We start from the raw sequence: 14,975 nt of genomic DNA, 5'->3' as shown, positions 1-14,975 counted from the left end.
CGCACCAAGGGGAACAAAGGACCCTCCCGTTTAAGATGGAGGGGTTGAACGTCATTACGGGGGAGTCGAAGACGGGAAAGTCGGCAATTATTGATATTATCGACTACTGTCTAGGTCGCAGTCATTGTCACGTTGCTGAGGGTATTGTTCGGCGCTATGTGTCGTGGTTCGGTCTTGAGGTTGTTAAGGGTGAGGATGTTCTGTTTATTGCTCGGAAGAATCCGGGGCCCGGCACCGATCGTGGTGGCGAAATTTACATTCGAAGAGGTGCCTTTGAAGCTCCGCCGGTGTTCGACGAACTCAAATCGAATGTGGTTGAGGGTGAAATTGTCCGAATGCTGACACGGTTCGTTGGCATAACGGAAAATGAACATCGCCCCCAAAGCGGCACTCGTTTGCCGCTGCAAGCAACTATCCGACACGCTCTTTTTTTATGTTTTCAGAAGCAGGACGAAATAGATAATCGAGAACGACTCTTCCATCGACAAGGTGAGCAATTTATCCCGCAAGCCATTAAGGATACCCTGCCATACTTTCTTGGAGCGGTCGATGATCAACACTTCCTTCGGCAGCATGAACTCGATATGGCTAGGGAGTTATTGGCGGAGTTGCAGCAGCGGGCATCTCTGCAGGAAGAACGGCAGGTTGTTGACTTGGTTAGGCTCCGTCGGCTGATCAATGACGGCAAGCGTGTCAATATCGTTCCTCAGGAGTTTGAGCCGGTCGTAGTTGATGACACTCTGCAAGTCCTAAGCGCGGCAAGTCAGGTCGATTTGGCAACTAACGTCTCGCTTCCAGACTTCGGCACCACTATTAATCGGTTGCGCGAAGAGCAGGGGACTTTGCGCGAGGCCCTCGAGCAGACGTCGGAAGAATTGCGAGCAGCGCGACTCTTGATGTCTGAGCAGAGCGCATACTCTCGCGAACGCAGCGAGCAGCGCGCTAGGCTTAGCGCGATTGGCTTGTTCAAGTCTGGGGCAGACTTAGGGCATGCTTGTCCCGTTTGCGAGTCTGAACTAGCTGTTCCAACGCCAGCATCAATACAGATCGAAGCGGCGCTTTCTGATGTGACAAGGCAATTGGAATCGGTAGAGCTGGAGCAGCCTCACCTGCAAAGGCATCTTGAGCAGCTCACGAGTAAGCGCGACGCATTAGAGAAATCGCTAGTGGAAACGCAGGCTTCTTTGGCGAGAGCAATTGCTGAAGATGAGCGGGCAAGAGCCCAGCAGGATATTCTATTGGAACGCGCGCGGGTGGTGGGTCGTATCGGAGCATTTATAGACGGCATCCGACCACCTGATGTTGCCGTAGACCTAGTGCCCCAGATTGAAGCAGCTAAGCGTAGGGTGCAAGCTCTTGAAGCGGCTGTTGATATCGATGAAATTGCGCAGAAAACAGACACCTACCTCAACTTAATCAGCAAGCAAATGTCAATCTATGCTGAGGCGTTGGATTTGGAGCACAGTGGTAGTGCGCTGCGGCTTGATCTTAAGAAATTGACAGTCGTCGCTGATACCGATGATGGTCCAATTCCACTCAATCGAATGGGTAGTGGTGAAAATTGGGTTGGCTATCACGTGTTGACGTACCTTGCATTGCATTGGTGGTTTCGGAAGCGGGATCGACCAGTTCCTGGGGTTCTCATTTTCGATCAGCCATCGCAAGCTCATTATCCAGCGGAGCGTGACCAAGAAGGAAGCTTAGATCCTTTGGAGGACAAAGATCGACATGCTGTACATGCATTGTTCGAGCTAATGCATCGCGAGTGTCAAGTCATCAACGGATTGCAGTTGATTGTGTTGGATCATGCGCATTTGAATGAGGACTGGTTTGAGCGTGCGATAGTTGAGGAATGGAGACGCGGTAGATTCCTAGTTCCACCAAGTTGGTATGCGTAGGGCGCTTCGCCGAATCTGAAACAGCCACAAAGGCTTATGGGCGGGGTCGATTGAACTCGCCAAGGCCAGTTTGACGCGGCGTAGAAACATACCCCCTTGATCCATCTCAACGCCTTCTTCCCCCTCCGTCGCTAGGCTTTTTTTCGCCTGCTCTCGGACGTATTCTCGGGTCAAGGCTTTTGGCTGCCTGGAACCGCTAACCCCCGGAAATGAAAGCAAATCCGGGGGTGCGGGGGCGGGCGGCCCCCGCGACGTTGAAGCCGGGCGCAGCCCGGCTGCCTCGTCCTTCGAGACGCGCCGTTCCGGCGCTCCTCAGGATGAGGCTCCTTTTTGGGGGCTCAGGATGAGGCTCCCCTTTGGGGCCTCTCCTCAGGGTGAAGGCCGGGGCGGGCACGGCCACGAAAGAACAAGGGCTCGGTCCAGGGCCCACAAATGGGAGCGATGTGACCATGGGGCGTTTCGACGACGTCTACAAATCCGCGATGCGGGACCCGGCGGGGTTCTGGGGCAAGGCGGCGGAGGACATTCACTGGATCGAGAAGTGGGACAAGGTCCTCGACGATTCCGATCCGCCCTATTACCGCTGGTTTGCCGGCGGCACCCTGAACACCTGCTACAACGCGGTCGACCGTCATGTGAAGGACGGGCGCGGCGAGCAGGCGGCGATCATCTACGACTCCCCGGTCACCGACACCGTCTCGCATCTCACCTACCGCCAGCTGCAGGACCAGGTGGCGCGCTGTGCCGGCGCGCTGGCGGCGCGCGGCGTGGCCAAGGGCGACCGCGTCATCATCTACATGCCGATGGTGCCGGAGGCGCTGATCGCCATGCTGGCCTGCGCGCGGCTGGGGGCGGTGCACTCGGTGGTGTTCGGCGGTTTCGCCGCCAACGAGCTGGCGACGCGCATCGACGACGCGCGGCCCAAGGCCATCCTCTCGGCCTCCTGCGGCATCGAGCCGACGCGGGTGGTGCCTTACAAGCCGCTGCTGGACGCGGCGATCCAGATGGCGATCCACAAGCCGGAGTTCTGCCTCATCCTGCAGCGTCCGCAGGCGCACGCGGAGATGCAGGCCGGGCGCGACCACGACTGGGCCGAGACCGTCGCCGCCGCCGCGCCGCAGGAGTGCGTGCCGGTCGCCGCGACCGATCCCCTCTACATCCTCTACACCTCCGGCACCACGGGCCAGCCCAAGGGCATCGTGCGCGACAACGGCGGCCACGCGGTGGCGCTGAAGTGGTCGATGAAGAACATCTACAACATCGACCCGGGCGAGGTCTGGTGGTCGGCCTCCGACGTCGGCTGGGTGGTCGGCCACTCCTACATCTGCTACGGCCCGCTGCTGCACGGCGCGACGACGGTGGTCTACGAGGGCAAGCCGGTCGGCACGCCGGACGCCGGCGCCTTCTGGCGCGTCATCCAGCAGCACGGGGCGGTCAGCCTCTTCACCGCGCCGACGGCGTTTCGCGCCATCCGCCAGCAGGACCCCGACGGCAAGCTGATCGGCGACTACGACCTTTCCAAGTTCCGCGTCCTCTTCCTGGCGGGCGAGCGCTGCGACCCCGACACCCTGGAGTGGGCGCAGGATCAGCTGAAGGTGCCGGTCATCGACCACTGGTGGCAGACCGAGACCGGCTGGTCGATCGCCGCCAACTGCATGGGCATCGAACACTTGGCCGTCAAGCCCGGCTCGCCAACCAGGCCGGTGCCTGGCTGGGACCTGCGCGTGCTGGACGCCGACGGCAAGGAGGTGCCGCCCGGCACCATCGGCGCGCTGGTCGGCAAGCTGCCGATGCCGCCGGGCTGCTTCCCGACGCTGTGGAACGCCAAGCAGCGCTACCACGATTCCTACCTGAGGCATTTCCCCGGGTACTACGAGACCGGCGATGCCGGCATCATCGACGCGGACGGCTACGTCCACGTCATGGCGCGCACCGACGACATCATCAACGTTGCCGGCCACCGGCTCTCCACCGGCGCGATGGAGGAGGTGCTGGCCGCGCATCCCGACGTCGCCGAGTGCGCCGTCATCGGCGTCGCCGACAGGCTGAAAGGGCAACTCCCCGTCGGCTTCGTGGTGCTGAAGGCCGGCGCCACCGACTCGCCCGCCGACGTGGCGAAGGAGGTCGTGCAGATGGTGCGCGACCGCATCGGCCCGGTGGCGGCCTTCAAGTCGGCGGCGGTGGTCAAGCGCCTGCCCAAGACCCGCTCCGGCAAGATCCTGCGCGCCACCATGCGCCAGCTCGCCGACGGCACCGAGGTGAAGGTCCCCGCCACCATCGACGACCCCCAGATCCTCGACGAGATCAAGGCGACCCTGGCCGAGATCGGCTATCCGAAGGGCGGGTGAGGTCTAGTCCCTTGGCCTCTCGCCAGGCTCCGGCGGTTTCATGTCACGGAGAAGGCAAAGGGGATCAGCAGCAAGGGCGGCATGAAGAACCAGCGCGGCGCAAGGCACAGCATCAGCAGCAGTGCCACCGCGGCAGCCGAGAGGACGCCACACCACAGGACGATGCCGCTGGCGGTGCCGGCCGCTGTGATGCAGGCGATCAATGCAGCGGACAGGCAGAGCGCCCCGCTCATGCGGAACCACTGCTGCAGGCGGTTCGACAGGGTGCGCTGCAAGGCCTGACGGGCGTGCCGCTCCTGGGCCAGGGCAAGGCCGGCGAATCCCCCGTAGGCAAGCAGCAGGGACAATGCCGTCATTCGGCCGGTCTCCGGCGCGGCGCCCTGGCGGAGCCTGTGTGCGGTGTCACCGCCAGCGCGGCGGCGGCGAAGGCCAGGCCGGTCGTCAGGAAGGCCAGGTCGATGCCCGCCAGATCCCATATTCCGGCTGGCAGGGTGATTCCCAGGTGGCGCGCGGTCGTCAGCGCGTTCACCGCCGGCAACAGGGCAAAGGCCGCGGCGGCGAGCCACAGTTGCTCGCGCCAGGCGCGCGCCGCCGGGCGCAGGAAGGGATGGATCAGCAGCACGGCCCAGGTGAGGAACAAACTGTGCCCTTCCCAGGCGGCACGGTCATCGATCCCGACGGGAATCAGGCGGTTGGCCCAGAAGTAGGCGGCAAGGGCGATCGGCAGCCCGGCGAGGGTGCCGATGTTCAGGCACTCGACCAGGCGAAAGCCTGTCGTATCGCCGGCTCTTGCGCGCCGCTTCACTGTCCAGAGGATCAGCCCGGCGGCGATCATCGCCGTGCCCATGGCGCCTGAGAGAAAATACAGCCAGCGCAGCACGGGGCCTGCAAACAGCCCCTCGTGCAGCCCCAGCAGGCTTTCGAACACGACGAGCGGCGCGCTGCGCGGCCCGGACTCGGAGAGCAGCCTGCCGCTCACACCGTCGAACAGCAAACGCTGGTCCCGGCGCGTGGGGTGCGGCGCGCCACCGGTAACCGCCACCCGCGCGTTGGTGTCGCCGGGATGGCTGACATCGATGAAGGAGACCGCGCCGACGCCCATGCGGTGTTCCGCTTCAGCGACCATGGGCCCCAAGGGCGCCAGCGGCGCGGCCTCGCCGCTGCGCGCTACGCCTGTGCCCCGTTCGAACAGTTCGTCGAAGTAAACGCCCCGGCCGGCGCCCTCCAGTCCGTAGGACGCGACAACAACCGGGGCCATGTAGAAACTGACTAGGAACATCAGCCCGGAATAGGTGATCATCAGATGAAAAGGCAGGGCGAGGACGCTGAGCCCGTTGTGCGCATCCAGCCAGGACCGCTGCCCTTTGGCGAGGCGCAGCGTGAAGAAGTCGCGAAAGATCCTCTTGTGAACGATCACGCCGGTTACGATACCGACCAGCATCGCCATGGTGCAGAGCCCGACCAGCCAGTAGGCGGCTACCTCGGGCAGGTAGTGCAGGCGGTAGTGCATCTTGTACAGCAACTGGCCGCCGCCGGTTTTGCGGTAGGAAACGGGATTGCCGGTGGCCGGCTCCAGGTATTCTTCTCCCGCGGCGGCGCCGGCCGCCGTCGGCGGGTTGCGCCAGAACAGCCTGACGTCGGGCAGCCGGTCGCCGGACAGAACGATGAGCCAGCGTTCGGCATTCCCTGCCTGGCGTTCCAGGAAGCGGCGCGCGCCGTCGGCCTCCTGGGGGGCGCTTGCCTTCTGCTCGATCAGCGGGCGCTCCGGCTGCATCCAGCGATCGATTTCGGCATCGAAGTAGCCGGCGGTCCCCGTCAGGAAGATGAAGAACAGTACCCAGCCGACAACGAGACCGGCCCAGGTGTGCAGCCAGCTCATCGACGGGCGGAACGCACCCTTCATGATGCGGCCTCCTTCACGCTGAGATCGCGGGGGCGCAGAGCCATGCGAGGGCGCTGAACGCCAGGATCGCCAGCGAAATGCCGACGGTGGCGCGCAGCGCGCTGCGCACGGCGAAGACCCACAGCACGGCACCGGCGTAGACGATGAAGCTGATGAGCTGACCGGTCAGGACCGCATCGGCCCGGGCCAGGGGCAGGACATAGGAAATCCAGATGGCCACCGCGCAGGCCAGGGCATAGCCGCCGACAATACCGACGGCTATGCGCAGGGCCATGGCGGCGCCTTCGGTCTTGGCGGTCATCGCGGGCAGGCAGACCTCATGGGGTCAGAACCGGACGGAGAGGGTTGCCAAAGCCGTCAATGGCGCTCCGGTATAGATTTCCCGGGCACTGGCGGATGCCTCGACGTATTCGGTGTCGAACAGATTGTAGATGTTCACCGACAGATCGACGTCCTCTACCAGCTCGTAGCGGGCCATCAGGTCGACGCGGGCATAGCCCGGCACAGTGAAGCTGTTGTTCAGGTCTCCTTCACGTTTGCCGACGACGAAGACGCCGGCACCCAGTTCCAGTCCTTCGAAGGTGGGATCCTGCAAGGCGTAGGTGCTCCAGATGCTGCCGCTCCATTCCGGCACGTTGGGCAAACGGTTTCCTTCGGAGAACGTATTGTCCTTGGTGACCTCGGAATCGAGGTAGGACAGCGAACCGATCACCTGCCAGCCGGGCAGCACCTCGCCGGCGACTTCCAATTCGGCGCCTCGGGAGCGTTGCTCGCCGATCTGAATGCTGAATCCGGGATTGGCGAGGTCACTCGTCGATACGTTCTCACGGGTCAGCTGGAACAGCGCGAAGGTCGTCGAAAGCCGCTCGTCGAAGGCCGTGTGTTTTATGCCGATCTCGACCTGGGTACCCGTCTCCGGTTCCAAGGGTTCGTCCCCGACGCTCTGGCCGCTCAGCAGCGGAATAAAGGATTCGGAGTAGCTGGCGTAAAGGCTCACGGTCTCGATGGGCTGATAGACCACGCCGATACGCGGTGAGAATTGAGTGTCCACCTTGTCGGTGACCCAGGTCTCTCCCCGCTGGTACTGGGTCTTGGCGATATCGAAACGCCCGCCGACCAATACCTTCCACTGCTCGCCGATGGAGACGATGTCCTGCAGATAGCCGCCGTAGAGATCGATGTTGCGCTGCTGCTGACCCAGGCTGGTGAGCGGCCCGATGTCGCCGCCATAGACGGGGTCGAAGATGTCGATGCTCGTCGCCGTCGCGGTGAAGTTCTGGGAATGGAAGCGGGTGAGCTGGGTATCCAGGCCGAAAAGCAGATGGTGTTCGACGTCCGCCGTCGTCAGTTTGCCTTCCAATCCGGCTTCGGCGGCATAGGTTTGGAAGTGCTGATCGAATACGTAGAATTGGCGGTCCAGAGTCCGGCCGTCGACCTGAAGGCCCAGGGGATAGGTGTCCTGCGGGTTCGAGTTTGAGTCGGTGGTGCGTGCCCGCAGGCGGACCGTCCAGTCGTCCGACAAGGCGTGCTCGATGCCTGCCTGGACACGCAGTTCATCCGCTTTGGCCCGGTCGCCCGGCTCGCCCAGGTAGCGGTCTATGGGCAGTGCCAGCGGATCACCGTCGACGACGACCAGCCCGCGGTCGTACTGATGCTCTTGCTCAAAGTATTCCGCTTTGAACTCGACCGTGGTGCGGTCATTCGGCATCCACGTCAGCGACGGGGCGATGCTGAAGCGTTCGGCACGCGTGAAGTAGTTCCGGAAGCTGTCCGCATTCTGATATGACGCGTTGAGCCGTGACAGTACCGTGCCGTCCTCCGTCAGCGGGACGTTGAAGTCGATGTCGCCGCGGTACAGGTCATAGCTGCCGTAGGTGCCGCTGAAGGTATAGAACGCGTCTTCTTCCGGCTTCTTGGTGACGATGTTGATCAGGCCGCCCGGATCGGCCGCCCCGTAGAGCACGCTCGCGGGGCCTTTCAGCACTTCGACGCGTTCGATGTTGCCCGTGTTGAGAAAGCCGACATCGCCGAAGGTGGCGGCGCTCAGGAAGCCGTCGGTGGCGATTCGGCTGGAGGGCAGGCCACGTACGATGAAGTTCTCGCTTCGGTTTCCGGTGGTGCCGCTGCTGTGCACGCTGCTGACGTTGCGCAAGGCGTCGGCCAGGCGGATCGCCTTTTGGTCTTCCAGGACCTGCCGCGGCACGACCTGGACCGATGCCGGCGTGTCCATGATCGCCGTGTTCATCTTCGTGCCGGTTGCGGAGCGGGTGGCCCGATATCCGTCAACCGGCCCGTAGGCTGATTCGACCTGGGTCTCCACGACGATCGGGTCCAGCATGACCGCACCGTCATCGGCGGCGGCCTTCTGAATGGCGACCGTGGTGTTGCCGGACAGGCGATACGTCAGTCCGCTGCCCGTCAGCAGTTGGCGTAAGGCCTGCTCGGCGGTCATGGTGCCGGCGACGGAGGGCACGCGCTGGTCGCGGACGATGGCGCCGTCGACGGTCACCTGCAGCCCCGACTGCTGTCCGAACTGTGTAAGAGCGCTGGCCAGCGGCTGCGCCGCGATGTTGAAGGTGAAGCGTTCGCTCAGTTGCGCGATCTCGACGCCCGCCGCAGCGGGATCCGCCGCGATCGCCGGCGCGGCCATCATCGCGGCGGTGACGCTCACCGCGCCGGCCAATCCCGCCCGGCGCAGTCTGCGCCGCCGCCGCGTCTGCGCGGCGTTCGCACGGCAAGCCTGCGGGGTCGGCTGGCCCGCCTCGCTTTGCGGGCGCTCTGCTTTCGACCTTGCCGCAGCCTGACTCGCCGCATCCTGTGCCCCTGCACCTCTCTTCACGGCCCCCATTTTCACGAAAAGTCTCCCCACCTCGGTTGATTCGTCGGGGCAGGCATGACGCGCGGATGCTTTTCACATTAATGCGAATGCGTGTCATTCGCTGCCCATACTAAGGCAACGCTGGCGCCGGGCGGATTTCTAAGATTTTTTCGGAATGGGCGTAAGATATTGGGTTCGTTGCTTAATTTGTCACAACGAGAGGATCACAACGACCCAGGGGGTGATCTGTCGAACCTTGGCGCCGTGGGCCTCTGCCACAGCGCGGAGGGCTTCCTCGGGGTCCGAAAGGTTATAGATCCCCGTCACCGGCAGGCCGGCGAGGCTGCCATCGGTCAGAATGATCGATCCCCTGTAATAGCGGCGCAGGGCGTCGATCACTTCGCCCATCGGCCGGTCCTGGGCGATCAGCTGGCCGTGGCGCCAACTCGCGACCGCTGTGGCCGGGCTTTTGCCGCGTGATGCCGTGCCGGCCCAGGTGACGCTGATTGTCTGGCCTGCGGTCAGCCGTTCGGAGACCGGCGGTGCGCTGTCGGTGTGATCGACCCGCACGATACCGCGTTCGACCGCGACCTTGGCGGAGTCATCGCCGCGTAGGACGTCGAAGGCGGTCCCGACGACGGTCGTCCGTACCGGCCCGGCCACGACCTGGAACGGCCGCTCGGCATTCGCTTTCACGTCGAAAAACGCTTCTCCTGTCAGCAGGCGGATGCCGCGCGACGCCACATCGTAATCGACGGCGATGGCGCTCTCGGGCCCCAGCCAGACCGTGCTGCCATCCGCCAGTTGCACGGTCAGGGACTCGCCCGTACCGGTATGGTAGTCCGCCTGCTGCAGGATCAGGATATCGGGCAGCATCGCGATCAGGAGGCAGGCTGCCGCCGCGAGTGCGGCGAAGGGCAAGGCTGCCCGGCGGCGCTGAAACAGACGATGCTTGAACGGGCGGTGGCCGGACGGGGCAGAGGCCGGCGCCGTCGAAGCCGTTGCTTGGACGTATGCCGTTTTCCGCCTGGCTGCGACGGCGGGCTGCCAACGATCGGCGAACGCGGGCGGGGCCGCCTTGATCGCCTCAGCCGTAACCTCGGTGGTCGCCCAGGCGTGCCGGTGCACCGGACTCTGCGCCAGCCAAGCCTCGAACCTTTGCCGGAGGGCCGAATCGTCAGGATCTTCCTGCAGCAGGATAAGCCAGTCCGTGGCTTCCTGCGAAGCCCGGTCCTCGGCTGTGGACTGCTGTATGGACATGCCTCTTCCTTAGTCCGCGTGGCGGGTGGCAGCGGTGTGCAGCAGGGAGTCCGCGATAACCGGCTTGCTCTCAACAATTAGACGCAATCGCCCCTCCCTTTTCTAATAACGGAGTCGGAAAAGTCACCGCCGGCCCAGGCGGCGCTTGCAATGCTCGACGCCCTTGGCGACCAGGACATGCGCCATAGCCAGTGAAATGCCGAGAAAATCGGCGATCTCGCGCAGCTTGCAGCCGCCGAAGCGGTGCATTTCCAAGGCGATGCGGGTGCGCTCCGGCAGCTCATCCAGGGCCGCCATGACCTGCTCCAGTTCGTCGCGATGCAGTGCGATTGTCTCGGGATCGGCCCGCGCGTCCGCGGCGTTGCGGGCGTCTTCCTCGAACTGCCGGGTGCTGACCACCTTGCGTTCCCGCGCCGCACGTCGGTAGCCGTCCAAAGCCAGGTTTCGCACGATGCTGTAGAGGTAGCCCTGCGGTTCTTCGAGGGATCGGTTTTGCGACGCGGCATCGAACCGCAACCAGGCCTCCTGCACCAGGTCCTCCGCCTGCGCGCGGTTGCCCACAATGACGCTGGCGTAGTCCACCAGGGCGTTGCGGTGCGCCATGAAGAGCGACAGTGTCGTGGCGTTCTGGCCCAAGGCCGATGTTCCCCTTCCGACCGACGTTGCTCGATCCCGGAACATCAAGGCGATCGGTATCCCCGTACACAGAATGCTGCAATTGAGAGCTATTCGCAACAGCTTCTAGCGGCTGTGCTCCTCGCGCGCAACGCTCACCTGGCCCCCTTCCGCTGATGCGGAGCCCCTCTTTCCCATCGGGGATAGGCGGCAAGGGAGCGGTTCCCGCCCCCTTGCTCCCGCCGCGCCGTCCGGTCACATTGGGGGCCGCCGTTCCAAGCAAACTCAGGGAATCTTGACACATGCGCGTGAAAGACCAGGTCGTGGTGATCACCGGCGCGTCTCAGGGCATCGGCTACGGCTGCGCCGAGCGCTTCGCCGCCGAGGGCGCCCGGGTGGTGCTCTCCGACGTCGACCAGACCAAGGGCGAGGAGGCGGCCGAGCGGCTGCAGGGCGCCGGCAACGAGGCGGTCTTCATCGCCTGCGACGTGGGCGACAAGGCGCAGGTGGACGCGCTGATCGCCTCGGCCGTCGCCGCCTACGGGCGCATCGACACCCTGGTCGCCAACGCCGGCATCGTGAAGGCGGGCGACTTCCTGGAGTTCACGGAAGCCGACTTCGACGCGGTGCTGCGGGTGAACCTGAAGGGCGTCTTTCTCTGCGGCCAGGCGGCGGCGAAACAGATGGTGAAGCAGGGGCCCCGCAAAGACGGCACCTGCGGCGCCATCGTGAACATGTCCTCGATCAACGCCGTGGTCGCGATCCCTTCCATCACGCCCTACTGCGTCGCCAAGGGCGGCGTGAACCAGCTCACCAAGGTCATGTCGCTGGCGCTGGCCGACAAGGGCATCCGCGTGAACGCCATCGGCCCGGGCTCGATCAATACCGAGATGGTGCGCGCGGTGAACAACGATCCCGTGGCCTGGCGCAACGTCATGTCGCGCACCCCCATGGGCCGCCTCGGCGAGCCGGAGGAGATGGGCAACGTCGCCGTCTTCCTCGCCTCGTCCGACGCCAGCTACATCACCGGCCAGACCATCTACGCCGACGGCGGGCGCCTCGGCCTCAACTATATGGTGCCGGTGAAGGAGCAGGGGTGAAAGAGTAGGGCCGCGACAGGGATTCCGGCCGTGGCCGAGATTACCGTCAGCTTCAACGAGGCGCTGGCCGCCGCGGTGGCCGCCCTGAAGGCCGCCGGCGCCACGCCGGAGCACGCGGCGGCCACCGGCCGCGCCCTCGTCACGGCCGAGGCCGAGGGCAACCGCGGCGTCGGCCTGAAGCATCTCATCGCCTACCGGGACGCGCTGCGCGACGGCCGCATTCGGGGCGATGCCGAGCCGGTAATCGAAGAGATCACCGAGGCCGTGACCCGTGTCGACGTCGCCGAGGGCTTCCCGCATCTGGGCTTCGAGCGCGCGCTGCCGCGCCTCGCCGAAGGGGCGCAGACGCTGGGCGTCGCCGTGCTCACGCTCGCCAACGGCTACCCCTGCGGCGCGCTCGGCTTCTTCGCCCGCAAGCTGGCCGAGGCGCACGGCCTCGCCGCGCTGGTCGCCGCCAATGCCGGCCCGGCGGTGATGGCGGCCTCCGGCGGCAAGGCGCCGGTCTTCTGCACCAACCCGCTGGCCTTCGCGGTGCCGACGGGCGAGGAGTCCGCCGCGCTTGTCATCGACCAGTCGTCCTCCGCCGCCTCGCTGGCGAAGATCCGCGAGCATGCCGAGGCTGCGCGCGAGATCCCCGAAGGCTGGGCGCTCGATCCCGCCGGGCACCCCACCACCGACGCCCGCGCGGCGCTGGCCGGCAGCGTCCTGCCTTTCGGCGGCGTGCGCGGCGCCAACATCGCGCTGATGGTCGAGCTGCTGGCCGCGGGCCTCACCGGCGCCAACTGGTCGAAGGACGCGCCGGCCTTCAACAAGGGCGGCAAGTCGCCGGGCAGCGGCGTCTTCATCCTGGCGATCGCGCCGCACGCCGGCTTTCACGCGCAGCTGCAGTCCTGGCTCGACGCCGTAGCCGCCGAAGAGGGCGTGCACCTGCCCGGCCTCGCCAAGGGCGACGCCCTGCGCCACGCCCTGCACCGCGGCTTTGCCGTCGACGCCGCGCTCTGGGCCAAGGTGAAGGAACTGGCGTGACGCGCCGTTCGGGGAGTCGCTCTCTGTGCGATATACATCTCTCGCTCACCCAAGATGTCACCCCGGCCAAGCGAGCGACAGCGAGCGCGAGCCGGGGTCCATGGATCGAACGAGCGCCGGCCCCGCCCCAGATTTCTTCCGCTCCGCGTTGCCCAGTGCTTGGGGATGCTCGACTGCGGCATCCACTGAGACGCCCATGGCTATGTCCGGAGCCCGACCTCAACCATAGATCCCGGCTCGCGCTCGCTCCGCTCGCTTGGCCGGGATGACAGCCTCAGTCGCCGACAGAAATGTGCGACCATCATAGGGACAAGGACCGGGACGACAGCGTGCGTGTTGGCAGCCCGGCTAGCGGATCTTGAAGCCGACCTCGGCCTTGTCGGTGATGCCGGTGTTGCGCACGATCACGTCGGCCAGGCCGTTGGTCTCGTCGATGATCGCCATGCCTTCCTTGGAGAAGGTGTCGGCGTTGTAGACGCCCTTGGCCAGCAGCGGATTGGTCAGCGCCTGGGTGAAGGCGTCGTTGGCGACCATGGTCTTCAACAGCTCGCCCATCATCTCCTTCTCGTCGAAGGCTTCGGCGAAGATGCCGACGAACCACTCCAGCTTGTCGATCGAGCCGTAGAGCGACTGCAGCCGGGCGGCCAGCGCCGGATCGCGGGTCAGCGCCTCGAAGCTCTCCACCGGCGGCTTGCCGTAGTATTTGCGGTAGGCGTTGTAGGGCGCCAGGTTGCAGGTGCGCGCCATCAGCAAGCTGCTCTTCTTCACGTCCAGCAGGAACTCGGCCGTGTTGCCGAGGCCGATCTTGCCGGCCAGCTGCCGCGAGGCGTCGCGGCAGGCCTGGTCGACGCCGACCTGCAGCAGCCAGTCGTTGCCGTGGCGCAGCGCGCTGCCGTCGCGCGTCTCGCCGCCGAAGGTGGCCGTCGCCGGGATCAGGTCATGCCAGCGGTACAGCAGCGCGAACTCCACGGCGATCCAGTTGGTGCGGTACCAGCTTTCCTCCTCGGCCATCCCGGGCACCACCATCAGCGGGAAGTCGGCCGGCGCGATGTGCACGATGTAGTCGCCGATGACGATCTTCAGCAGCAGGACGATGCAGGCGTTGCGCGTGGTCTGGAACAGGCGCTCGTCGTCCCAGTCGGGATGCGCGCGCTGCAGCACGCCGGCGACGCGATTGTGCTCGCGCAGGAACAGGGTGTTCATCAGCGCGTTGCCGATGGTCGAGTTGCCGTGCTCCAGGCCGACCGCGAAGGCGCTGCGCTTCTGCGCGTCGTCGGCGCGGGCGAAGACGCGGTTGAAATTCGCTTCGCTGTAGAGCGTCGCGAATTCCGGCTTCAGCACCATGGTGCCGCCGCGCTCCTCGAACAGCGCGGCGGGAAAGACCTCGCCGCCGATCATCTGGCTTTTCAGCCGGCCGCCTTCGTGGGCGCGCAGCATGTCGATCTGCGCCGCGCTGATGCCGTAGATCTGGCAGAGGTCGATCTCGTGGTTGCTTTCGTTCTCGGCGAAGTCCTGCTTCTCGGGCTCCTTCCACTTGGTGCGCAGGAAGCTGTCGGTGAACCACTGGGCGAAGAAGGGGAACAGCAGGCTGGTGTCGGTCGCGCGGCGGTCCTCCGTCCGCTTGAACAGCGCCAGCACCTCGTCCAGCGGCGGCAGCGCGGCGTTGTAGGCGCGCTGGGCGCCCAGGTGGCGTCCGGAGTAGCGCCGGTCGGTCAGCCCCGGCCAGGTCGTGTAGTCGGCGGCCATGGAAAAGGCGCGCGGACGCGAGCCGGTGGCGTAGGCATAGCTGTTGATCAGCCGGCGATTGACGAAGCGGTGCAGCGGCGGCACCGCGACGACGACCTTCAGGGCCTTGCCGATAAGCCAGTCCTTGGCCGACGTGCTCATGGCACTCTCCTTTTTTGCGCGGCAGCAGGTTCACTTACCGGCAGGCCGCCGCGGATGACAAATGCAATTCCGAGACATGCGGCCCCCCGAAGCGCGCAAGAAAAAACCCCTCGTCCGAAG

General features: G+C 65.0%; 11 protein-coding genes. 4 read left to right on the top strand and 7 right to left on the bottom strand.

Annotation, left to right across the window (positions count from 1 at the left end; translation table 11 throughout):
• The first annotated feature begins 44 nt into the window (after positions 1 to 44).
• Positions 45 to 1,898: a DUF3732 domain-containing protein gene (locus WDC82_RS00425; RefSeq protein ID WP_340115254.1), complete on the top strand. Its 1,854-nt coding sequence runs from the start codon at positions 45 to 47 to the stop codon at positions 1,896 to 1,898.
• Positions 1,899 to 2,347: 449 nt separating this feature from the next.
• Positions 2,348 to 4,246 (top strand): propionyl-CoA synthetase, encoded by a 1,899-nt coding sequence (locus tag WDC82_RS00420; RefSeq protein ID WP_340115253.1) that lies wholly within the window; start codon positions 2,348 to 2,350, stop codon positions 4,244 to 4,246.
• A 38-nt stretch (positions 4,247 to 4,284) separates the two neighbouring features.
• Here WDC82_RS00420 and WDC82_RS00415 read toward each other — a convergent pair whose 3' ends face one another.
• From WDC82_RS00415 to WDC82_RS00390, 6 genes are all read right to left on the bottom strand, one after another.
• Positions 4,285 to 4,602, bottom strand: coding sequence for a DUF3325 domain-containing protein (locus tag WDC82_RS00415; protein ID WP_340115251.1), 318 nt, complete (start codon positions 4,600 to 4,602; stop codon positions 4,285 to 4,287).
• Positions 4,599 to 6,149, bottom strand: a complete 1,551-nt coding sequence (locus tag WDC82_RS00410) for a PepSY-associated TM helix domain-containing protein (protein ID WP_340115250.1) — start codon at positions 6,147 to 6,149, stop codon at positions 4,599 to 4,601. The genes WDC82_RS00415 and WDC82_RS00410 overlap by 4 nt, the downstream gene beginning before the upstream one ends.
• 13 nt (positions 6,150 to 6,162) lie before the next feature.
• A complete protein-coding gene (locus WDC82_RS00405) occupies positions 6,163 to 6,450 on the bottom strand; it encodes a DUF3649 domain-containing protein (protein ID WP_340115249.1) in 288 nt (95 codons plus the stop codon).
• A gap of 24 nt (positions 6,451 to 6,474) precedes the next feature.
• The gene (locus WDC82_RS00400) at positions 6,475 to 8,997 is read right to left on the bottom strand and encodes a TonB-dependent receptor (RefSeq protein WP_340115562.1); all 2,523 of its coding nucleotides are present in this window, start codon (positions 8,995 to 8,997) and stop codon (positions 6,475 to 6,477) included.
• A gap of 180 nt (positions 8,998 to 9,177) precedes the next feature.
• The gene (locus WDC82_RS00395; RefSeq protein ID WP_340115248.1) at positions 9,178 to 10,227 is read right to left on the bottom strand and encodes a FecR domain-containing protein; all 1,050 of its coding nucleotides are present in this window, start codon (positions 10,225 to 10,227) and stop codon (positions 9,178 to 9,180) included.
• 123 nt (positions 10,228 to 10,350) lie between these two features.
• Complete coding sequence (locus tag WDC82_RS00390) at positions 10,351 to 10,863, bottom strand: sigma-70 family RNA polymerase sigma factor (RefSeq protein WP_340115247.1); 513 nt, start codon at positions 10,861 to 10,863, stop codon at positions 10,351 to 10,353.
• Between the two features lie 281 nt (positions 10,864 to 11,144).
• On the opposite strand from WDC82_RS00390, the gene WDC82_RS00385 reads away from it, so the two are divergent.
• Both WDC82_RS00385 and WDC82_RS00380 read left to right on the top strand, forming a co-directional pair.
• Positions 11,145 to 11,942 (top strand): SDR family NAD(P)-dependent oxidoreductase, encoded by a 798-nt coding sequence (locus tag WDC82_RS00385; RefSeq protein ID WP_340115246.1) that lies wholly within the window; start codon positions 11,145 to 11,147, stop codon positions 11,940 to 11,942.
• Between the two features lie 30 nt (positions 11,943 to 11,972).
• Positions 11,973 to 12,968, top strand: a complete 996-nt coding sequence (locus tag WDC82_RS00380) for an Ldh family oxidoreductase (RefSeq protein WP_340115245.1) — start codon at positions 11,973 to 11,975, stop codon at positions 12,966 to 12,968.
• A 348-nt stretch (positions 12,969 to 13,316) separates the two neighbouring features.
• Here the strand turns inward: WDC82_RS00380 and WDC82_RS00375 are convergent, their stop codons facing one another.
• Positions 13,317 to 14,855: a peroxidase family protein gene (locus tag WDC82_RS00375; protein ID WP_340115244.1), complete on the bottom strand. Its 1,539-nt coding sequence runs from the start codon at positions 14,853 to 14,855 to the stop codon at positions 13,317 to 13,319.
• Positions 14,856 to 14,975 lie beyond the last annotated feature (120 nt).

Origin of the sequence: Pelagibius sp. 7325 (genome assembly GCF_037652055.1) — a bacterium.
In the GTDB taxonomy this organism is placed as follows: Bacteria; Pseudomonadota; Alphaproteobacteria; order Kiloniellales; family Kiloniellaceae; genus Pelagibius.
The sequence above is the reverse complement of the archived record's forward strand: the minus strand, read 5'-3'. Positions and strand labels throughout refer to the sequence as shown.